The sequence below is a fragment of the Candidatus Chryseopegocella kryptomonas genome, from assembly GCF_001536065.1.
Classification (GTDB): Bacteria; Bacteroidota; Ignavibacteria; order Kryptoniales; family Kryptoniaceae; genus Kryptonium; species Kryptonium kryptomonas.
Genome location: NZ_CZVW01000017.1, coordinates 1 through 22,048 on the forward strand (window position 1 = coordinate 1; position 22,048 = coordinate 22,048).

Below are 22,048 nucleotides of genomic sequence, written 5' to 3' on the forward strand. Positions count from 1 at the left end.
AAATTGAGGAAGTTCATTCAAAAATTGAAGCAAGGACGAGAGATTTAAATTTAATGGAGCAGGAAATTGCACTTTTAAAAGAGAGAAAGAAAGCATTTATTGAGAAAATTGAAAAGGCATCACGGGAGAAACTTGATTTGCAACATCAACTTTTTGAATTAACGGAGAAAGAGAACGAAAAGAAATTAACGCTTGAAATTTTGAGGTCTGACTTGTTTAATTTGCGTGAAATTTATTCTCAAAGGAAACAAAATCTTGATGAACTTGCTCGTTTGCTTGATGAAAAAAGAATAAGCGTGAAGAATTTGAACGAGTATTTAATTGAAAAAATGAATGAGATAACTGCGAAAAGAGGCGAGGTTGAAAAGATGAGAGCAAGGATGGAAAATTTCAAGGGTAGGATTGAACTTTTAACGGAGGAGAAACGCTCTTATGAAGATGAGATAAAAAATGCGGATGTTGAACTTAACACTTTGCTTGAAAAGAAGGCAATTCTTTTAAATGAACTTGCAAGTGCGGAGAAAATTTTGAGGGAGAAAGAATCTTTAAAGGAAAGTTTGAGAGTTGAAATTGAGGAACTTCAGAAGAAATCTTTTGCAATTCAAAGTGAGATAGGGAAAAAGGTTTCAAAAATTGATTTTCTGAAAGATTTAATTGAAAAGCATGTTGATTTATCCGAGGGGGCGCAATATCTTGTTCAAAATTATAATCCTAATTTTAAAAGCGTTTCTGATGTGATTGATGTTGATCCAGAGTATTCTCACGCAATTGAGTCGGCACTTGGTGAATCGGCGGGATATTTGATAGTTGACACTGTTGATGAAGCGGAAAAGGCAATTGAAATTTTAAAAGCGCAAAACAAAAGCAAGGTCACATTTATCTGTCTTGAAAAAATTCCAGAAAATTACGCAACAAATTTGCCAGTTAACGGAAGTGGTGTTATCGGTTGGGCAAATGATTTAATAAGTTGCGAAAAGAAATTTAAAAAAGTTGTTGACCTTCTTCTTGATGAATTTCTCGTCGTGAGAGATAAAAATTCGGCGATTGAAGCGTTGAAAAATTACGGCAATGTTAAATGTGTTACGCTTGAAGGAGAAATTTTCACTGATGAAGGATTGATAAAAGGCGGGAGCACAAATGGCTCAACACAAAGCGTGATAGGTAAAAGGAAACAAATTGAAATACTTGAGAACGATGTCAAAAAGTTGAGAGAAGAACTTAACAATGTCCAAAATTTGATTGATGAAAAGAATCGTGAGGTTGAGGCGATAAATTTAAAGGAACTTGCAGATATTGTGAGAAACATACAGGTTTCAATTGCAGAGGTTGAGAAGATGATAAATCAATCTGAATACAAGAAGACGAGAGCGATGGAGAGCATTGCAGAAATTGAAAGAGAAAAATTTGAACTTGAAAATGAAATAAAAACGCTTGATGAAATTTTGACAAAACTTGAAGATGAAATCATCACGCTTGAAAAAGAGAAAGAAGATATTGAATATAAACTTTCAATGGTGACATCTGAATTTGAAACGCTTGAAAGTGAATGGAACGAAAAAGCAAGTTATGTTTCAGAGTTGAACATCAAGATAATTTCGCTTGAAAACGATGAGAAAAACACGGAATCGGAGATAAAGAGAATTCAGGATGAGATGTTGAGAATTTCAAGAAAGATAAGCGAGTATGAAACAGAAATTGAAGAGAGCAAAATTAAAATTGAAGAGATAGAACTTAACCTTGTTGAGTTGAATGAGAAAATTGTTATTCTTGAAAATGAGGTTTTAATGCTTCGTGAAAGATTGAAGGAGGTTCAGGCACAACATAGCGATAAACTTGTTGAAATTCAGACGCTTGAGAGAAAGATAAAAGAAGAACGGGCAAGATATGAAGAGTATGTAAGTGCGATGCACGATCTTGAAATCAAGATAAACGAGATAAAATTTAAAATGCAAACTTTAAAAGAAAGAGCAAGGGAAGAGTATCAGGTTGAGATTGAGTATAAAGATTTTCCAGATCAGGACACATTTAACATTGCTGTTTTAAGGGAGGAGGTTGAAAATTTGAAGGCGAAACTTAAATCTCTTGGACCTGTGAATCTTCTTGCGTTCAGCGATTATCAAGAGGAAAAGAAACGGCTTGAGTTTTTGATCTCTCAAAGGGATGATTTGATTGAGTCGGAGAAGACATTGACGGAGACGATTGACGAGATTAACACGACAGCACAGAGGAAATTTATGGAGACATTTGATAAGATAAGGGAAAATTTCAAAAAGACATTTGAGACGCTCTTTGGTCCAGAAAGTGAAGCAGATATTAAACTTATTCCAGATGAGAATGGGAGAATTGATCCGCTTGAATCAAAAATTGAAATAATGGCGAAACCAAAGGGAAAAAGATTACAATCAATTGATCTACTATCTGCTGGTGAAAAGACATTAACAGCAATTGCTTTGCTATTTGCAATTTATCTTGTTAAGCCAAGTCCTTTCTGCGTGCTTGATGAGGTTGATGCTCCGCTTGATGATGCGAACATTGAAAGGTTTATAAATCTTTTGAAGACATTTTCAAAGGATACGCAATTTATCATAGTTACGCACAACAAGAAAACGATGGAATCTGCCGACACTCTTTATGGCGTGACGATGGAAGAAGAAGGCGTTTCAAAAATAGTTTCAGTTAGATTTAAACAAGAAATTGAGCAATGAGATTATGAACATAAAAGTATTCTGCGACTTTGACGGGACGATAACAAAGAATGATGTTGGGGATTTGTTTTTTGAAACATTCGGAGATAAAAATTTTTATCGCTGGCTTGTTGAGAGGTGGAGAGATTATGAGATTTCTTCAAAGGAGATGCGGGAGAAAATTGCTGAAAAAGTGAAGGTTGATAAGGACGAAATGGAAAAGTTAATTCTTTCACAGGAAATTGATCCGTATTTTATTGATTTTGTGAAGTTGTGCAGGGATAATGGGATTGAAATTTTTATCGTAAGCGATGGATTTGATTTTTATATCAAAAAAATTCTTGAAAAGAATGGATTGGACAATGTTAAGTTTTTCTCAAATAAATTATGGATTGAAGATGGCAAAGTCGTGCTTGATTTCCCATATCCAGATTCAGTATGTCGCATTTGTGGGAATTGCAAACGAAATCATATGCTAACTCTTTCTGCGGATGAAGATATCATCATTTACATAGGCGATGGTTATTCGGATAGATGTCCTGCTGAATATGCAGATGTCGTCTTCGGGAAAAAAGAACTTTTGAAATTTTGCAGGGAGAGAAATATACCTGTTTATGAGTTTGAGACATTTAAAGATGTGATTGAGCAGTTTCAAAGATTTTTAAGCGGGAAGAAAAAGTTGCGAAAGAGATGGCAGGCGGAGTTGAAAAGAAGAGAAGTTTTTATGAGGGAGTGAAATAAAAACAAAAAATAAAATTCTTGAATTGTGACCGATTTAAGGCAAAAAATTTTTTCCTACAGAAGTTATACGCCAATACCTTTTTTGATAGTTATGATTTTATTTGCGAAGCCAAGTTTGTGGAGTTTGGCAATTGGTTTTATAATTGCGTTAATTGGTGAATTGATAAGGATTTGGGGAGTTGGGTATGCTGGTGGAGAAACGAGGACAACTGGACCTGTTGGGGGTAGCAAACTTGTGACAAATGGACCTTATGCTTATGTGAGGAATCCACTTTACATTGGAAATATGCTGATTTATCTTGGTTTCGGGATAATGTCAATGGCTCTTTTTCCGTATTTTCAAATTTTGGGTTTGATTTATTTTTTTGTTCAGTATTATTTGATCGTGACGCTTGAAGAGGAGTATTTGAGTGGGAGATTTGGAGATGAGTATAAACTTTATTTTGAGAATGTGCGAAGGTTTATACCGAGATTGAGAAGATATAAGTTTGCTTCAAATTTTAAGTTTGACATCAAAGAGGCGTTGAGGTCTGAGAAAAGAACTTTACAAGCATTTTTTGGGGTTACTTTGCTCAACATTTTGATTTTCTTTTTCAGAAACAAATTTTGAGCGTTGGGAGGGCGATGTCAAAAAAGATAATGGTTGTCGCTGGTGAAGCGTCGGGTGATTCGCACGCTGGCAAAGTTATATGTGCGTTGAAAAAAATTTCGCCTGAAATTGAAGTGTTTGGCGTTGGTGGGGAGAAGATGAGAAAGTGTGGGGCTGAGATTATTTATGACATATCAAAAATTTCGTTTATAGGTTTTATTGATGTTTTGAAAAATTTAAAACGAATCTCGGGGTTTAGAAATTTTTGCGCTAAAACTTTGCTTGAACGAAAACCTGATGCAGTTTTGCTTGTTGATTATCCGGGGTTTAATTTGAGATTTGCAAAATTTGCAAAGCAAAATGGTTTTAAAGTTTTTTATTACATCGCACCACAGGTTTGGGCGTGGGGTAGGGGAAGAGTTAAAGATTTAAAAAATTATGTTGATAAACTTTTTGTGATATTTGAGTTTGAAGAAGAATTTTTCAGGAAATTTGGAGTTGATGCGGAGTTTGTTGGGCATCCGCTTCTTGAAGATTTGAAAAATGTTGAGAGCGCAAGTGAAGAAGATTTTTTTGATAGGTATGGAATAAGTCGCAAAGAAGTAATTTCATTTTTTCCGGGAAGTCGGGTGCAGGAGGTAAAATCAATGCTTGGGACAATGCTCAAAGCGGGAAAAAAGTTACAAGAAAATTTTGATGTTGAAATTGTTTTCAGCAAAGCAAAAACGATTAGCGATTCTGAAATAGAAAAAATTGGTGGTGATGAGATAAGAAATTTTAAATTTGTTGATGACTCACATTTACTTCTTCGTTTTTCTAAAATTGCCATTGTGAAAAGCGGGACAACATCTCTTGAAGCAGGTATTTTGGGTGTTCCGATGGTGGTTTGTTATAAGACATCGTTTTTGAATTATCTAATCGGGAGAATGCTTATAAAAACGGATGTGGTAGATAGCATCTCTTTGCCAAATATCGTGTTAAGAAAAAAACTTGTAGCGGAGTTAATTCAGAATGATTTCAACGAGTGGAAAATTTTTGAAGAGGTTCGCAATCTTTTAACAGATGAGGAAAAGTATAAAAACTTTAGATCAGAACTTTTGAAGATAAAAGATTTGCTTTCATTGAAGAACTCTAATAAGTCAACATCAGAGATTGTAGCGGAAAAAATTATCTCAAATTTATGAGGGTAAAACTTTTTAATCTTTGGCGAAAATTTTCTTTTTTTCTCCTGCCGTTTTCTTTTCTCTATGGAATTGTTGTTGTGTTAAGAAATTTTCTATATGACCATAGGGTTTTTAAAATCAAAAGGTTGCCAAAACCAGTTATATCTGTTGGGAATATAATTGCTGGTGGTACAGGGAAAACGCCATTTGTTGAATGGCTTGCAAAATACATTTCAAGTTCGGGGAAGAAAGTTGGCATTTTAAGTCGTGGATACGGAAGAAAGACAAAAGGTTTTTTTCTTGCTACTGATGGAAAACGGATTTTGGCGACGCCAGAGGAGTGTGGAGATGAACCATTTCAGATGGCTTTGAAATCAGTTGAGAAAAATTTTGGATGGATAGTTGCAGTTTGTGAGGATAGATTTGAAGCCGGAATTAAAGTTCTTGAAAATTATGATGTTGATGTTTTCATACTTGATGATGGTTTCCAGCGTCGGGATTTGCATAGGGATATTGATATAGTTTTGTTTTCAGGAGATGAGATAAATGAGTTTTTAATTCCAGCGGGATTGAAGCGAGAACCGTTGTTCTCAATCAAAAGGGCAGATGTTGTTTGCTTTCGCAACTTTGATGATAAAGAAAGTTTCAAAAAGTATTTTCCTCGTGAAGATTGGATTATTTGCAATTTTGGATACAAACTTCTTGAAATACGGAAATTTTTTGATTATATTTTACTTGAAAAACCGTTTGAAGGAAAAAAAATTCTGGCTTTTTCAGGCATCGGAAAACATACAAGTTTTATAAAGTTATTGAAAGACAATAATTTTGAAATTGTAAAAAATTTTGAGTTCCCAGATCATTACAATTACAGTGGAAAAGACATAGCGAGGATAATGGAGGAATTTAATTCAAGTGGTGCTGAATTTGTGATCACGACGGAAAAAGATTATGCGAGGTTATATGGGATGAAAGAGTTAAGAAATTTTCCTTTTTTTTATGCGGAAATTGAAGTTGAATTTTATGAAGGGGAGGACGAACTTAAACAAAAGATCGCAGAGGTTGTGAGATGATAAAAGTTGGAGTTTCATATTGTGATAGCAAACTTGAAAATTACATAAATTGGTTAAAGAGAGCAAATGTATCTGTTGAGCCGGTGATTTTATCTTATAAAGAACTTAACGCTGATGATTTGAAAAAGTGTGATGCTCTCTTGCTTACGGGTGGAGATGATGTGCATCCGGAGTTTTATGGCGAGCCAGAAAGAGAAGGCGATAAATACAATCGTGATAGGGATTGGTTTGAGTTTAAACTTCTTGACATTGCTTTTGCGAAGGGAGTTCCAATTCTTGGAATTTGCAGAGGATTGCAGATTACAAATGTATATCTGCGTGGGAGTTTGGTTTTTGATATTCAAACTGTGATTGGAACAAATCATCGTAAGGATGAGACAACTGGCGAAGATAGGTTACACAATGTTTTTGTTCTTGAAGATTCAAATCTTTTCAAGATCGTTGGTCAAAGAGAAGGAGTTGTAAACAGCAGTCATCATCAATCTGCGGATAGGATAGGTGAGAATTTGCGTGTAAGTGCAAAGTGCGATGATGGAGTTATAGAAGGTCTTGAATGGGACGGGGATGAGAGATTTGTTTTGCTTGTTCAGTGGCATCCGGAGAGGATGAGAAATTTTGAGAGTTCATTTTCAAAAAATTTGCTTGAGGCGTTTATCAATGCAATTGTTCAAAAATAAATCAGGAGGTAAGAAGTAATGGCGAAAAAATATGTTTATTTTTTTGGTGGTGGCAAAGCAGAAGGAACAGCGGAAATGAAAAAATTGCTCGGTGGTAAAGGTGCAAATCTTGCGGAGATGACGAACATCGGTTTACCTGTGCCACCTGGATTTACGATCACAACCGAAGTTTGTAGTTATTACTATAAGCATAATCAAACATATCCAAAAGGTCTTGAAGAACAGGTTAAAAAAGCACTTGCAAAAGTTGAAAAACTTGTTGGAAGAAAATTTGGAGACCCGAAAAATCCACTTCTTGTTTCCGTCAGATCAGGTGCACCTGTTTCAATGCCAGGAATGATGGATACGATTTTAAATCTTGGTTTAAACGATGAAACTGTTAAGGGTTTGATTGAGCAGACACAGAATGAGAGATTTGCGTGGGATGCTTACAGAAGATTTGTTCAGATGTATGGAGATGTTGTTCTTGGTTTGAAGCCGGAGTCAAAAGAAGAGAGAGATCCGTTTGAGGTTTTAATTGAGGAAAAGAAGAAAGCAAGAGGAGTTGAGCAAGATATTGAGTTAACAGCGGAAGATTTGAAAGAACTTGTTTATGAATTTAAAGAGTTGATTAAGAAGAAAAAGGGTGTTGATTTTCCGGAAGATCCTTGGGAGCAACTCTGGGGTGCAATTGGTGCAGTTTTCAGATCGTGGATGAATCCGAGGGCAGTTGCGTATAGAAAAATTTACAATATCCCGGATGATATGGGGACTGCTGTAAATGTTCAAACTATGGTATTTGGGAATATGGGCAATGATTCAGGAACTGGGGTTGCGTTTACAAGAAATCCAGCGACAGGAGAAAATGAGTTTTATGGAGAATTTTTGATGAATGCGCAAGGTGAAGATGTTGTCGCAGGGATAAGGACACCGCTTCCAATTTCAAAGTTAAAAGAGGTTATGCCACATGTTTATGAGCAACTTCTTGAAGTAAGAAAAATTCTTGAGAGCAGGTTGAAGGATATGCAGGATATTGAATTTACGATAGAGCGTGGAAAACTTTACATGCTACAAACAAGAGCTGGAAAAAGGACAGGTTTCGCAGCTGTAAGAATTGCAGTTGATATGGTTGAAGAGGGTTTAATCACAAAAGAAGAAGCACTTTTGAGGATTGAGCCGGATGCGTTAAATCATCTTTTGAGACCAATTTTTGATGCTGTTGAGAAAGAGAAAGCAATTAAAGATGGTCGTCTTCTTGCAAAAGGGCTTCCTGCTGGACCTGGTGCAGCAACCGGAAGGGTTGTCTTCCATTCCGAGGATGCAGAAGAATGGGCAAGGCGTGGTGAGAAGGTGATACTTGCGAGAATTGAAACATCGCCCGAAGATATAAAAGGAATGTATTCAGCAGAGGGAATTCTTACATCTCGTGGGGGTATGACATCACACGCTGCCCTTGTTGCAAGGCAGATGGGTAAGGTTTGCGTCGTCGGATGTGGAGCTCTTGACATTGATTATGTTAAGAAGGAAATGAGAGTTAATGGTCAAGTGATAAAAGAAGGGGATTATATTTCAATTGATGGCTCAACGGGTGAAGTTATACTTGGTAAAATAACGACGAAGCCAAGCGAAGTTTTGCAAGTTCTCGTTGAGAAAACGCTTGATCCGGAGAAAGCGCCGGTTTATAAGCAATTTGAAAAGTTGATGAAATGGGCTGATGAGGTGAGAAAATTAAGAATTAGAACAAATGCAGATTTACCGAATCAGGCGCAGGTTGCCGTCGCATTCGGAGCTGAAGGAATTGGGTTGACAAGAACTGAACACATGTTTTTTGAGGGAGATAGAATTATATCAATGAGAAAGATGATTCTTGCGGATACAAAGGAAGAGAGAGAAGCAGCGTTGAATGAGCTTTTACCACTCCAAAGACAAGACTTTTACGGGCTCTTTAAAGTTATGGGTGATAGACCTGTTACGATAAGAACGCTTGACCCGCCTTTACACGAATTTTTACCACATACCGATGAAGAAATAAAGGAATTTTCTGAGAAAACGGGAATTCCGGAGGAGAAAATACGCAGACGTCTTGCCGAGTTGAAGGAGTTTAATCCAATGCTTGGTTTCAGAGGTTGCCGTCTTGGGATTGTGTATCCGGAGATAACGGCTATGCAAACAAGAGCAATTATTGAAGCAGCCTGTGAGGTGGCAAAAGAAGGAATAAAAGTAAAACCTGAAATAATGATCCCGCTCGTTGGACATGTGAATGAGCTTAAAAATCAAGAAAAAATAGTTCGTGAGGTTGCTGAAAAAGTAATGCAGGAAAAGGGGATAAGGGTTGAATACTCTGTTGGAACAATGATAGAAGTTCCACGCGCTGCTATTACTGCTGATGAGATTGCAACTGTTGCTGAATTCTTCTCATTTGGGACAAATGACTTAACACAAATGGGAATGGGGCTTTCAAGGGATGATTACGAAAAGTTCATCTACAAATATCTTGATCTTGGAATTTATGATAAAGACCCATTCCAGACAATTGATGTAAAAGGTGTTGGTGAGTTGATGCGAATTGGCGTTGAAAAAGGTCGTTCTGTGAGACCGAATTTGAAAGTTGGAATTTGTGGAGAGCACGGTGGTGATCCTGCAACGATTGAATTCTGCCATAAAATTGGACTTGATTATGTGAGTTGTTCTCCGTATCGTGTGCCAATTGCACGACTTGCTGCTGCAAGAGCTGCTCTTTTGTATAACGGTGTAAAGAAAAAATTGGAAAAGACGGATAGGAAACCGTCTAAAAAAGTGAGACAAAAAACAAAAGCGAAGTCAAAAGTTAAACGAACGAAATAAAAAAGAGCGGGGGATAAAATTCCCCCGCTTTTAAATTTAACAATAAAATTTTCGGTGATCATGAAGCTTTCAGATTTCAATTATCAGCTTCCGAAAAATTTGATCGCAAAATATCCGGTTGAGCCAAGGGATAGTGCGCGTTTGCTTGTTCTTGACAGAAAAAATAAAACGATTGAGGACAAAGTTTTCACAGACATAATTGATTATCTTGAAGAAGGAGATTCGCTTGTCTTGAACAAGACGAAAGTTTTTCCTGCGAGATTAATTGGGAGAAAGGAGAAGACGGGTGCGAAAATTGAAATTCTTTTGCTTCGGGAATTAAATCCTGAAGAGCATCTCTGGGATGTACTTGTTGAGCCAGCTCGGAAGGTGCGAATTGGGAATAAAATTTATTTCGGCGATAATAACGAGGTTTATTGTGAAGTCATTGACAATACAACATCTCGCGGTAGAACATTGAAGTTTCATTATGAAGGTGATTTCTTTAAATTCATTGAAAAATATGGACAGGTTCCACTTCCACCTTACATAAAGAGACAGCCTGAGGAAGGCGATAAAGAATGGTATCAAACTGTGTATGCCGAGGTCGTGGGCTCGGTTGCAGCTCCTACGGCGGGGTTGCACCTTTCAAAAAAAATGCTAAAAAGAATTGAAAAGGAAAGGGTTAAAAATGTTCCAATAGTTCTTCATATTGGGATCGGGACTTTCAGGAAAGTTGAAGTTGAGGATTTAAGCAAACATAGAATGGATTCGGAGTATTTTGAAATTCCTGCGGAAAGCGCTCGTTTGATAAATGAAACGATTGATAAAAAGAAAAGCGTCGTTGCTGTTGGGACAAGCGTTGTGCGAGCTCTTGAATCAAGCGTGAGCGCAGATGGGCATGTTAAACCGTATAAAGGATGGACGGATAAATTTATTTATCCACCGTATGAGTTTAAAATTGTGAATAAACTTATAACCAACTTTCACGCTCCTGAGTCAACACCGCTTATGCTTGTTGCTGCATTTGCTGGTCTTGATTTTCTTATGCAGGCATATAAACATGCAATAAAAAACGGGTATAGATTTTTAAGCTACGGCGATGCAATGCTTATAATCTAAACTAACTTACCCAATCCTTTCAACCTATGAAAACATCAATTTTTATCGCTGTCAATCTCTTAATTTTTTTGATTTTTCTCAATTTGCTCCGAAAAAAGAACCTTTTGAGTTATTTTGAAGCTGGAAGATGGTGGATAACTTGGTTTGCGGTTTCAATTATAACTTTGATGGACGAACTCACATCAATTTATTATGCACCTTTTGAAGCATACAGGTTTATCGGGATCAAGGCAATTGTTTATATTGCTTTGACATCACTTTTCATTCGTTTTCTTTCAACGAGGATGGTTGAGATAGCTGAAATTCTTGAAGTTCATAATATAAAAGGTGGCGGGGTTTATTCGTTTTCATATCTTGTCCTTGGTCCAAGCGTTTCATTTATCGCTGTTGCATCAATTCTCGTTGTGTATATATTAACAGCTTCAATCTCAACTGTCAGCGCCGTTGAAAATGGTCTTGCCTTCCTTTCAATGCCCGAACATTTAAAATTCTTTTTGAAGATTCTTGTCATCTGGTTAATTGCTGGGCTTAACATTCTCGGGATAAGAGAAAATGCAAAGTTTACATTTGCAATTTTCATTTTTGCTTCATTTGTGCTTTTGAATTTAGTCATTGGTGGAATTTTCAATTTTGATTCATCAGCTGCGTCAAAGGTAAAGGAAAGTTTCTCTCTTTTTGTTTCTGATTTAAACGATTCGTCAATTTTTAAATCATACGCAAATCTTGTCACTGGAATTGGAAGTTGTATCCTCGCTTATTCGGGAATTGAATCCGTTCTTCAAACTGCATCACTTGTCAAAAGTTGGCACGATATCAGAAAAGCATACATTTTCCTTGCTCTTACAGTTGGCATCTTCACGCCGTTAATTGCTCTTTTCGCTCTTTCATCAAACATAGAACTTGAAAAGCACGAAACAGATTTAATCCCGACATTTGCGGAAAAAGTAAATGGACCCGCATTTGGTTTAGTTGTCAGTGTTCTTGCAAGCATTACTTTGATAATGGCTGTAAATACAGCAATGGTTGCTTCATCTGAATTGATAGAAAAAATATGCGAAAGATACAATTTCCAGTGGCTTATAAAGTTAAATCGCCGTGGTTCGCTTTACCGCGTTCATATTTTGAATGCGACATTTTATTCAATCATACTTTTGATAACAAGTGGAAGCCAAGCAATCCTTGCAGAAATGTATGCTGTTGGGCTTGTTGCAAGTTTCACAATTAACATTGGATCGCTCATAATTTACAGATATTTGATGGGGACAAAAGAGATAACTTATCACACATCCAGAACTGGAACTTTGGTTCTTTTCATCATCACATTTAGCATATTTATTTACATTGTCCTGCACAGATTGTATGGTGCCTTGCTTTGGCTTTTTATGACATTATTTTTCCTTATCGCTGGATTAAAAATTTCAAGGACGAAGGCGCCGGAAATCCCCGTGCGAAGAATTACCGATAGCCCGATGGATGTTGTTTTTGCGATTGCAGAAATTGATTCCAATGAAGTTCACATTCACTTTAAAAGACCAAAAGAAAACATTGAAAACCTTGATGACAATTCAATCTATGTAAGCTTTTACTCTCCACGACTTGATAGACCTGAGAAAAAATTTCCGAGACATTTCTGGATATCAATTCAACCAAGAACGAATTTATTTGATATGATTGTTGGACTTTTGAAAACGATTAAGTATGAACTTCCGGCTGATAAAAAGATTCACATACACTTTGGCTGGCCACTTTCTTCCTGGCTTGATAGAATGTCAACTGGAATAATGGTTTACAACATCATAAGTTTGCCGAGGAAATTTCCAGAGTTTATATTTCATATTGATTACACCGGAATTGAAGAACAAAATAGGGGAAATAAATCTTGAAGGTAACCGCTATAATTCCGGCTGGAGGATATGGTAAGAGAATGAATGCGGGCATACACAAGCAATTGATAGAGATAGAAGGAAAACCAATTTTAATTCATACGCTTGAAAAGTTTCAAAACTGCGATTGTATTGACGCTATAATAATTGCAACCGCGCCGGAGATTTTTATTGAAGTTGAAAATCTCGTTAAAAAATTTGGCATAACCAAAGTTGTTGAGGTCACCGTTGGCGGGAACGAGAGGCAAGATTCTGTTTATAACGCACTGCAAATGATGGTTTATCATCACACTGAAATAGTTGTTGTTCACGATGCAGTTAGACCTTTTATAACTTGTGATAAAATTTGTGAAGTTATTTCTGCTTGTAAAGAAACTGGCGCAGCAATACTTGCGGTAAGACCAAAGGAGACAGTTAAACTTGATGCTGGGAATGGATTTGTTGAAAAGACGCTTGATAGAAATTCGCTTTGGCTTGTTCAGACACCGCAAGCGTTTTATTACACTGTTTTACAGCAGGCGTATAAAAAAGCTTACACAGATTCATTTTACGGGACGGATGATGCATCACTTGTTGAACGTCTTGGCGTCAAAGTGAAAATTGTTGAAGGACTTTACGAAAACATAAAGATAACGACGCCAGAGGACATTGAATTTGCGAAGATGATTTTGAGGGAAAATAAATTTTGATGTAAATTTTAAAAAAGGCGCCTGTAGCTCAATGGACAGAGCAGCGGACTTCGGATCCGCGGGTTGGGGGTTCAAGTCCCTCCAGGCGCGCTAAATCCCCTTATCTCTTTTTCTTAACTCTATATCTCCACCTGATGTCGTCGCTTTAATCTTTACACCTGAATCTTCTTTACCAATCCATCCTTTTATCTTTGAACTTGTCTTCATCTCCGTTTTAATCGGGAAATCAAAGTTTATATCTCCGCCAAAAGTTTCAAAATCAACATAAGCATTTAAATCCGATGGAGCAAAAATTTTTATATCCCCGCCAGATGAAGTTAAATTCGTTTGCATTTCAATTTTTATAAATTCAACTTCTATATCCCCACCAGATGAAGATGCAACAACCGAGCCAGAAATTTTGTTAATTCTCACATCTCCGCCAGCTGATTTTGCTTCAATTATACCGGAATGATTGCTAACAAACACATCGCCACCAGATGTTCTTGCTGTTCCAGTTCCAGAGCAATTTTTAAATCTGATATCCCCACCAGCCGAAGATGCGTTGATAGTCCCATCAATTCCTTCGCAATAAATATCTCCACCAGATGATGAAAGTGTAAAAGTTCCTGTGAATTTTTCAACTTTTATATCCGCGCCAGCGGTCTTAATATCCCCGTTCAAAAACCCCGGCGCATATACAACAAGTTGTGCGGTTTCAATCTTGCTTCCCTCAATTAAGTCAAAAAGTTTGAAAAAGTTATACCATTTGAACTCTCTTTTGTGTTTGATCTTGATTTTAAAGAAACCATTTCCCTCTTCAAATGAGACATCAAAATTTTTCAGTTGGTCTGCTGAACCTCTTGCGGAAAAATCAATTTTTATATTTTTCTCTTCATGTGGTTTTAAAATGACATCTGCGATGCTTGCTTCAATCATAAGGATGCCCGGAGTTATGTTGAAAGATTTGGAGATTTTTAATTCTTCGGTTTGTTCAGGTTGAATTTCAAATTTAATTTCACCGGTTTTTATATTTGAGCAAAGAAGCAAACCGCCGGCAAAAAGTAAACCCGTGATAATAAAAATGAGAAACTTTGTCTTCATATTAGAAAAATTTTTTGTTTTTCTAATTTCGTAAATACGCAGGTCTGTGAATAGATGTTTCAATGTGAAGCAATTTCCCCTGAGCCAGCGGTTTTGAAAGTATGAAGGAGCGCATCAATCTGAATCACGAGTTTTTTCTTCTCGTATCTTGGCGCAAAGATTGAACCGTCAATAAAATAAATTCGCTTTTGATTTTCATCGTAAAAAACATACGAGATGAAAGGTCCTCCCCCTGTAAAATCGTTAAATCTCCATAAACCCTGAACCCTTATTGCATATCTTCCGTTGAAATTCACTGGGAAAAAGTAAAGATATTTTATGCTTTCCGGATCATCTGCTATCACGACCCAAGCGTCATCTCGTGTTGTCCTGTAAAATTTTCGCGTCAATTCGTTTCTTTTCTCTGCTATCCATACTTGATTGAAAAATTTATACGGATTTTCAACCGAGTCAATCCAGTGAATGAAGATAAATCTTTCCATATCTTCGGGAGTTCTTCTTCTGAGCCAGACGAATTTTTCTTCCGCTGAATCTTTTGCGATATAATAATCGTGCTGAACAAAAATTGTCCACCCATATTTTTTAAGAAAATATCTCTCAATGTCCTTTTTGTTGTGACCTTCGGAATAAATTGCGTCAAGTTCTCTTTTGAAAAATTCGTCGCGAAAGTAAAGATAAATTTCGTTTCTATCTTTCGTTAGATGTTTTAAAAGAGTTTCTTTATCTTTTGAAACCAAAACGACAATGATTTGTCCTTTGCTCCAAAGGTCTTTCTTTATGAAAAGAAATGCAGAATCTTTTTCAACGAGTTCTCTTGAAGCTGGGTCAAGCATATTTGAAACATAAAGTCCGATGTCGCTCTTATTATCAAGCGTTGAGACAAACATAATGTTTTTTCGCGTTTTGAGATTGTCAATTGAATAAATTTGAAATTCTGGCTTTATGATAAATAAACTTTCTGGTTGTGGGGTGTAAAGAAGTCGCTGAAATGTTGATTTCAACGGGTCTTGAATTTGAGTGTAAAGAAGTGAATCAACGTAGGTTATGATCTCTGTCTCGTCTCCGGTTGCTTTGGGTTTTAGCTGAGTGCAGGAGATTAGAAAGAGCGAAATTATTGCGATTGAAAAAAATTTTTTCATCTTTTGCTCTCTTTTTACTTTAAAAAGTAGAGGTCAAGATTGGGGTAAAAAATTGAATATAAAATCCACATCGTCGCGCCTATGCTGACGGGGATGGAAAGATTATCATCAACTTTGAGATCAATTGAGGCAGCTTCAATGATTCCGCCGACGATTGCAGCGATCATCGTTATGATGTATTCACCCGGCAAATTCTGAACTTTCGGGGCAAGAAATACAACAGGGATTGCAGCAATTATAAAAGCGATCGTTCCCTCAAGTGATTTCTTGAAAAATTTATGTTTCCCGAATTTTCGCCCGAAAACAGCTGCGCTTGCATCGGAAAGGATTAAAATTGCAAACGCATTTATGACGATAAATTTAGGAAAAATGATGACACAGACGAGCGCTGAAATGAAAACCCAGGTTGCACCGTTCAAGTTTTTTGCTTTATGATCTCTTTCGTGATGTCTGAGGATAAAGCCAAAAAATTTATAAAAGAGTTTTTGCGCAGTTGGACTGTAATATCTTGCGATATCAACTGCGACGAACCCAAATGTTAGGATGATTAAAATTTTTATTGCGAGATCACGGGGTGTGAAATAGTAAATCACCGGTATTAACATTGAAAACTGATGTATCGCCTTGCGGATGTATTCTGCCTTGTAATTTCGGTCAATGTTTTTGCTAAAATCAATGAGTATTTCTGAATAATCTGGTGATTCAAATCGTCCGTTAATTTTTTGGTTCAGGATTTGCAGATACTCTTGGAGTTGCTTCATCTTGACCGTTGGCTTTCTTTTGGATGGCGGGCAAATCTTCACCTTTGATGATTTTATCTATTTCTTCACCCGTTAGCGTTTCTCTTTCAAGCAAAGCATTCGCAAGACGATGTAAAGCGTCAATGTTTTCGCGCAGGATGTTTTCTGCTCTTTCCATACAGGTGGTGACAATTCTTTTAACTTCTTCATCTATCAAAATCGCGGTTTGCTCGCTATAATTTTGCTGTCTTGTAATCTCTCTTCCAAGGAAAATTTCTTCTTCTTTTGTTCCATAGGTCAAAGGTCCAAGGCGTTCGCTCATTCCCCATTCACAGACCATTTTTCTTGCAATTGTCGTTGCCTTTTCAAGATCGTCAGCTGCTCCGGTTGTGAGAGAGTTGAAAATTAATTTTTCAGCTGCTCTTCCACCAAGAGCATAAGTTATCATCGCTTCAAGATATTCTTTTGAGTAAGTGTGCCTTTCATCAATTGGAAGATATGTTGTCACTCCAAGAGCTCTGCCACGTGGGATAATCGTGACTTTGTGAACTGGATCAGCTTCTGGCAACATCTTTGCAACGAGAACATGTCCGGATTCGTGATAAGCAGTAATTCTTTTTTCACGCTCTGAGATAGCAACATTCTTTCTTTGTATTCCCATCATAACTTTGTCTTTTGCTTCTTCAAAGTCCTGCATCGTCACAAGGTCGTGATTTTTGCGCGCAGCTAAAAGTGCAGCTTCATTTACAAGATTTGCAAGGTCTGCTCCAGAAAATCCCGGGGTTGATTTTGCAATTATTTCAAGATTAACATCCGGGGCAAGAGGCAACCTTCGTGTATGGACTTTTAAAATTTCAAGTCGTCCTTTCACATCGGGTCTATCAACAACAATTTGTCTGTCAAATCTTCCGGGTCTCAAAAGTGCTGGGTCAAGTATGTCAGGTCTATTTGTTGCAGCAATTACGATTATTCCGCTGTTTTCTTCAAAGCCATCCATTTCAACGAGAAGTTGATTTAAAGTTTGTTCTCTCTCATCGTGACCTCCGCCAAGTCCAGCGCCCCTGTGTCTTCCAACAGCGTCAATTTCGTCAATAAAAACTATACACGGTGCAAGTTTTTTCGCCTGTTCAAAAAGATCACGCACTCTGCTTGCTCCAACTCCAACGAACATTTCAACAAATTCAGCTCCACTTATTGAGAGGAAAGGCACACCAGCTTCACCAGCAACTGCTTTTGCAAGCAATGTTTTTCCTGTTCCCGGGGGTCCAAGTAGTAGAACACCTTTCGGAATTTTTCCACCAAGACGCTGAAATTTTGCAGGATCTTTGAGAAATTCTATGATCTCTTTTAATTCTTCTTTCGCTTCTTCAACCCCAGCGACATCGTTAAATGTAACTTTCGGAATGTTGTTGGTTATAACTCTTGCTCTGCTTTTTCCGAATGTGAATATATTTTTCGTCGTCGTCCCTTGCATTCTTCGCATAATCAAAAACCAGATAAAAATCAAGAGAACCCACGGAATTATGCTCAAAAGAGCATTCAACCATTGATCGCTTTCTTTAACGAAGTTAAATTTAATCCCTCTTCTCGTCCATTCATCTATCACCCTTGAATCGGAAGCATTCGGCAGAAAGACAACAAATTTATCACCGCGGACTTTTTTCCCGTCAACCGTTATCATTTCTTCTGGCTCTTTGAGAACGCCGTGGAAGTCAAAATTATTTACATCCGTTTTCTTGACGATTGCTTCTTTTATTTTTCCAGCTTTCAAAAATTGTTGATATTGGTCAAATGTAATTTCATATTCAAGTTTTTGATTTCCTCTGAACCAGACCATAAGTGCAAAAACTGCGGAAATAATGATAAGCCAGCTTAAAATCACTCGCATTGCTCTTCCCCAGTTGAAATCGTCGTTATCGCCATTGTCAAATTGAGGTTTCCTCATTTTTCTATCGTTCTTTTTGAATTTATCACTTGAATTTAAGAATTCTCTGAACATTTTTCAAAACCTCCTCAACAAGTTTATTTTTGTGTATCAATCACATAAATTCCTTTCAAATTCCTTCCTTTCTGCGCATAGTCAAGCCCGTAGCCAATCACGAACTCATCTCCTATCTCAAAACCAATATAATCAATTTTGAAATCAATCTGAACTCTGTTCTTTTTATATAACAATGTAACTATCCTTAAAGATTTCGGGTTTTTGAGCATAATTAAGTTTTTGATGAATTTGATTGAAAGTCCCGAGTCAATTATATCTTCAACCACGATTATATCTCTGCCCGTAACCTGACAGTCAAGATCTTTGAGAAGTTTTACATGTCCTGATGAAATTTTTTCATCTCCATAACTTGATAGTTTGAGAAAGTCAACTTCGCAATCAATTTTCACCTCACGAATTAAATCTGCAAAAAATATAACCGAGCCATTTAAAACGCCTATAAAAATTGGAACACTACCTTGATAATCACGACTTATTTGTTCACCAAGTTCCTTGACTCTTTCTTTTATTTTTTCTTCTGGAATTAAAATTTTGAATCTTTCTCCGTTGATGTAAACTACATCACTCATTTATCCGCGAAATTTGTTTTGGATGAAATTCAATTTTCAAAATTTTACTTGTTGAATCTGTTATTTTAAATCTATCATCAAGTCGCAGACCGCAAACCCATACGATTTTACCTTCGGATTCAAGAACAAGGATTTTTCTTTTCTCGTAAATTGGAATTTTAAGATCAATTAAAAAATCGCTTATCTTTTTCCTGCCTTTCATACCGAGTGGGACAAACCAATCTCCGGGTTGCCAGTTTCTCAAAATAAGTTCATCGGCAATTAAATCGGCGTCAATATATTCAACCTGTGAATCGCGATGGAACTGAACATCTTCTCTTTTGACAAATTCAGACGAGAAAACGAATGAATCAGTTTCATATTTTTCTCCGGGATGAACATATAAAAATATCTCGGTCTCAAAAAATTCCGGCTTGCGTAAAAATACAAGATGTTGTCTATCTCTGTAAACAAACAAATCACCTGAGATCATCACAGAACTTCCGGGTGTTGAATCAATCAAATTTAAAATTGATAGAACTCTTGCGAAATCAATTCTTTCATTAAAGAATGTTTCGGCAATTGAAATTATCACACTTTCCTGAATGAAATAAAGATAACTTTTCAATCTTTGTATATCAACGAATACCTTTCCGGGGCTTTCTTCTATTGCCACGAATTTAATTATTTTTGAAACCTCGTGTCGTATAAACTCGCTTAGTTCAGAAAATATCTGCGCAGTTCTGTTTAATGTTTCAATTATTCCCGGGTTTATATTTTCGCTTATCAATGGCAAAAGTTTAAGTCGGATGTAATTTCGGCGATATGATGTTTTTAAATTTGATGAGTCAATTCTATAAGAGAGACCTTTCTCGTTTGCATATTCTTCAATTTCATCTCGCGTTGCAAAAAGAAGAGGTCTTATGATGCTTCCTCTTTTAATTTGAATTCCGGCAAGTCCATTTACACCTGAACCGCGGAAAAGATTTAAAAGAACGGTTTCTGCATTATCATTTGCGTTATGAGCAGTTGCTATTTTATCAAAGCCCTTTAACAATCTCAATGTTTCAAAAAAGTTATATCTTAACTCGCGAGCTCCCTCTTGAATTGAGATTTTTTTTGCTTTGCAATATTCTTTTGTGTTTTCGCTTCGGACATAACAATCAATCCCCAGTTCTGCTGAAAATTTTCTGACAAAATTTTCATCCTCGTCGGATTCAGCGCCTCTTAATTTATGATTAAAGTGTGCTACAATGAGTTCAAGTTTGAGTTGATTTTTAATCTCATTTAAGACATCAAGTAAGACAATTGAATCAACTCCACCACTTACTGCAACAACTATTTTATCGCCGGGATTTATAAGGTTGTTTTTTTGAGTGAATTCACGGAAGCGATTTATGAAGTCCTTTACCATAAGGTTTTAGTTTATGTCTTTATACAAAAAAACCTTCCAGCCACGCTCGGGACTGAAAGGTTTTAAATTAGTAGCGGGTGAGGGACTCGAACCCCCGACACGCGGATTATGATTCCGCTGCTCTACCACCTGAGCTAACCCGCCACAGGTATTTGAATTCATTAAAAATATACAAATCTGACATGAAAAAATCAAACTTTGGAAATTTGATTTTCAATCGCAATGTATTAAATTTTTAAAAGTGAATTTGCTCTTGATAAATTGCGAATTTGAATTATGAGATTTCTTGATAAACTAAAAAAGTGTATTTCAAAAAACAACTCTCTGCTTTGCATAGGGCTTGACCCGAATTTGAATAAACTACCGCATATATTCCCAAGGGAGAAAAAATCAATTCTTGAGTTCAACTGCAGTATAATTGAAACAACTTATGATGTCGTCTGTGCCTATAAACTTAATTCAGCGTTTTATGAGGCTCTTGGAGCGCGTGGTTTTGAAATTTTGAAGAAAACAATTGAAAATATACCTGATGAAATTCCAGTTATACTTGATGCAAAGCGAGGTGATATAACTTCAAGCGTTGAGATGTATGCCCAAAGCGTTTTCGTTGAATTTGGAGCTGACGCGGTTACTTTCAATCCTTATTTTGGAGTTGAAACGATTGAGCCGTTTATTCAATTTGATGATAAATTTGTTTTTGTTGTTGTGTTAAGTTCAAATCAAGGTGCTTTTGACTTTCAGTATCTAAGATGTGGCGATAAATTTTTGTTTCAAATAATTGCGGAAAAGTTTTTGGGCGAAAAATTTGCAAATGTCGGTTTTGTCGTTGGTGCAACAAGGGGAGAGGATATTTCACTTGTTCGGAATTTGTCAGACGAAAAATTATTTTTAATTCCGGGCATAGGAGTGCAAAAGGGAGATCTTGAAATTGCTTTGAGATATGGAATCAACAGAGATAAAATTTGCTTGATAAATGTCGGTCGTGAGATAATTTATGCGTCCGACTCGGGAGATTTTAAACAAAAAGTTCGTTTGAAAGCGATTGAATTTAGAGATAAAATAAACAAAATTGTTGAAAGGTTATGAGACAATCATTTGCTGAAATCTGGAACTTGTTTAAAGAATTCTTTTCAAACTTCGTTTACATACTTTACATTATTTTCACGCTTGCGCTTCTTTACATTGTTTGGTATCTACAGACGAAAATTGGTTGAGCAGTTTGATTTTTTCAATTTGATTGAGTAAAATTTTAAAAATTTTTGTTTTTCGCATTATGGCGAAGGGAACGAGAAATAATGATTTTGAGCATTACATTCGTGAAGCGAGAAGATATCTTGCAAATGCGAAAAATGTTTTGAAAAATTCAAGAGTTGAAGATGGTTTCTATCGCGATGTCAAATATGTTAAGATGGCTTGTGGAATTGCGTATAGCGCTGTGCTTCTGGCTGTTGATGGATATTTGCTTAAAAAGGGCAGAGAAATAAAAAAGAAAGGAAGAAAAAGCGTTGAGGATTACCGACGTGAACTTGGTAAATTGAACAAAAAAATGCTTGATTATTTTAATGCTGCGTATAACATACTTCATCTTTCTGGTTATTATGATGGAACAAATAGAGTTAGTGTTGTGTCAGATGGTCTTGAAGTTGCGGAGGAGATCATAAGAATGGCAGAGGAAAGATAATTTAAAAACAAAAGATAAATT

At 36.6% G+C, this 22,048-nt stretch carries 19 protein-coding genes and 2 tRNA genes; 14 read left to right on the forward strand and 7 right to left on the reverse strand.

The annotated features are described in order from the left end of the window. From smc to AWW83_RS07445, 11 genes are all read left to right on the forward strand, one after another. Nucleotides 1–2,705, forward strand: a 2,705-nt coding sequence (gene smc / locus AWW83_RS07395) for a chromosome segregation protein SMC (protein ID WP_092350448.1), incomplete at its 5' end; no start/stop codon positions are given. Nucleotides 2,706–2,709: 4 nt separating this feature from the next. Beyond that, the gene (locus AWW83_RS07400; RefSeq protein WP_143713927.1) at nucleotides 2,710–3,420 is read left to right on the forward strand and encodes an MtnX-like HAD-IB family phosphatase; all 711 of its coding nucleotides are present in this window, start codon (nucleotides 2,710–2,712) and stop codon (nucleotides 3,418–3,420) included. A gap of 30 nt (nucleotides 3,421–3,450) precedes the next feature. Next, nucleotides 3,451–4,035, forward strand: coding sequence for a methyltransferase family protein (locus AWW83_RS07405; protein ID WP_234697273.1), 585 nt, complete (start codon nucleotides 3,451–3,453; stop codon nucleotides 4,033–4,035). Nucleotides 4,036–4,049: 14 nt separating this feature from the next. Beyond that, nucleotides 4,050–5,198 (forward strand): lipid-A-disaccharide synthase, encoded by a 1,149-nt coding sequence (gene lpxB / locus AWW83_RS07410; RefSeq protein WP_092350452.1) that lies wholly within the window; start codon nucleotides 4,050–4,052, stop codon nucleotides 5,196–5,198. Continuing rightward, nucleotides 5,195–6,247, forward strand: a complete 1,053-nt coding sequence (gene lpxK / locus AWW83_RS07415) for a tetraacyldisaccharide 4'-kinase (RefSeq protein WP_092350454.1) — start codon at nucleotides 5,195–5,197, stop codon at nucleotides 6,245–6,247. Before lpxB ends, lpxK begins: the two co-directional genes overlap by 4 nt. Next, the gene (locus AWW83_RS07420; RefSeq protein WP_092350456.1) at nucleotides 6,244–6,924 is read left to right on the forward strand and encodes a gamma-glutamyl-gamma-aminobutyrate hydrolase family protein; all 681 of its coding nucleotides are present in this window, start codon (nucleotides 6,244–6,246) and stop codon (nucleotides 6,922–6,924) included. Before lpxK ends, AWW83_RS07420 begins: the two co-directional genes overlap by 4 nt. Nucleotides 6,925–6,942: 18 nt before the next feature. Then, nucleotides 6,943–9,747, forward strand: a complete 2,805-nt coding sequence (ppdK, locus tag AWW83_RS07425; protein ID WP_092350458.1) for a pyruvate, phosphate dikinase — start codon at nucleotides 6,943–6,945, stop codon at nucleotides 9,745–9,747. 60 nt (nucleotides 9,748–9,807) lie between these two features. After that, on the forward strand, nucleotides 9,808–10,848 hold the full coding sequence (gene queA, locus AWW83_RS07430) for a tRNA preQ1(34) S-adenosylmethionine ribosyltransferase-isomerase QueA (protein WP_092350460.1): 1,041 nt from the start codon (nucleotides 9,808–9,810) through the stop codon (nucleotides 10,846–10,848). Nucleotides 10,849–10,874: 26 nt separating this feature from the next. Beyond that, nucleotides 10,875–12,731 (forward strand): APC family permease, encoded by a 1,857-nt coding sequence (locus AWW83_RS07435; protein WP_092350462.1) that lies wholly within the window; start codon nucleotides 10,875–10,877, stop codon nucleotides 12,729–12,731. Further along, nucleotides 12,728–13,420, forward strand: coding sequence for a 2-C-methyl-D-erythritol 4-phosphate cytidylyltransferase (ispD, locus tag AWW83_RS07440; protein ID WP_234697274.1), 693 nt, complete (start codon nucleotides 12,728–12,730; stop codon nucleotides 13,418–13,420). The genes AWW83_RS07435 and ispD overlap by 4 nt, the downstream gene beginning before the upstream one ends. A 17-nt stretch (nucleotides 13,421–13,437) precedes the next feature. Beyond that, nucleotides 13,438–13,510 (forward strand) — tRNA-Arg (locus AWW83_RS07445). On the opposite strand, the gene AWW83_RS07450 is transcribed toward AWW83_RS07445, so the two are convergent. The 7 genes from AWW83_RS07450 to AWW83_RS07480 all read right to left on the reverse strand — a co-directional run bounded on the left by AWW83_RS07450 (nucleotide 13,511) and on the right by AWW83_RS07480 (nucleotide 20,490). Further along, on the reverse strand, nucleotides 13,511–14,503 hold the full coding sequence (locus AWW83_RS07450; RefSeq protein ID WP_092350464.1) for a DUF4097 family beta strand repeat-containing protein: 993 nt from the start codon (nucleotides 14,501–14,503) through the stop codon (nucleotides 13,511–13,513). It abuts the tRNA gene before it with no gap. A gap of 59 nt (nucleotides 14,504–14,562) precedes the next feature. After that, nucleotides 14,563–15,642: a DUF4837 family protein gene (locus AWW83_RS07455; RefSeq protein ID WP_092350466.1), complete on the reverse strand. Its 1,080-nt coding sequence runs from the start codon at nucleotides 15,640–15,642 to the stop codon at nucleotides 14,563–14,565. A gap of 14 nt (nucleotides 15,643–15,656) precedes the next feature. Next, nucleotides 15,657–16,403, reverse strand: coding sequence for a diacylglycerol/polyprenol kinase family protein (locus AWW83_RS07460; RefSeq protein ID WP_234697275.1), 747 nt, complete (start codon nucleotides 16,401–16,403; stop codon nucleotides 15,657–15,659). After that, nucleotides 16,357–18,381 (reverse strand): ATP-dependent zinc metalloprotease FtsH, encoded by a 2,025-nt coding sequence (gene ftsH, locus AWW83_RS07465; protein WP_234697276.1) that lies wholly within the window; start codon nucleotides 18,379–18,381, stop codon nucleotides 16,357–16,359. Before ftsH ends, AWW83_RS07460 begins: the two co-directional genes overlap by 47 nt. A 23-nt stretch (nucleotides 18,382–18,404) precedes the next feature. After that, nucleotides 18,405–18,953: a hypoxanthine phosphoribosyltransferase gene (hpt, locus tag AWW83_RS07470; protein WP_092350468.1), complete on the reverse strand. Its 549-nt coding sequence runs from the start codon at nucleotides 18,951–18,953 to the stop codon at nucleotides 18,405–18,407. Next, complete coding sequence (tilS, locus tag AWW83_RS07475) at nucleotides 18,946–20,346, reverse strand: tRNA lysidine(34) synthetase TilS (RefSeq protein ID WP_092350470.1); 1,401 nt, start codon at nucleotides 20,344–20,346, stop codon at nucleotides 18,946–18,948. The genes hpt and tilS overlap by 8 nt, the downstream gene beginning before the upstream one ends. A gap of 71 nt (nucleotides 20,347–20,417) precedes the next feature. Next, nucleotides 20,418–20,490, reverse strand: a tRNA-Met gene (locus AWW83_RS07480). Nucleotides 20,491–20,622: 132 nt separating this feature from the next. Between AWW83_RS07480 and pyrF the strand changes: the two genes are divergently transcribed. From pyrF to AWW83_RS07490, 3 genes are read left to right on the forward strand one after another with little or no spacing between them, the layout of a single operon-like run. Beyond that, the gene (gene pyrF, locus AWW83_RS07485) at nucleotides 20,623–21,432 is read left to right on the forward strand and encodes an orotidine-5'-phosphate decarboxylase (protein ID WP_092350472.1); all 810 of its coding nucleotides are present in this window, start codon (nucleotides 20,623–20,625) and stop codon (nucleotides 21,430–21,432) included. Next, a complete protein-coding gene (locus AWW83_RS10145) occupies nucleotides 21,429–21,560 on the forward strand; it encodes a hypothetical protein (protein WP_268761462.1) in 132 nt (43 codons plus the stop codon). The genes pyrF and AWW83_RS10145 overlap by 4 nt, the downstream gene beginning before the upstream one ends. A gap of 59 nt (nucleotides 21,561–21,619) precedes the next feature. Further along, nucleotides 21,620–22,027 (forward strand): DUF5618 family protein, encoded by a 408-nt coding sequence (locus tag AWW83_RS07490; protein ID WP_092350474.1) that lies wholly within the window; start codon nucleotides 21,620–21,622, stop codon nucleotides 22,025–22,027. Nucleotides 22,028–22,048 lie beyond the last annotated feature (21 nt).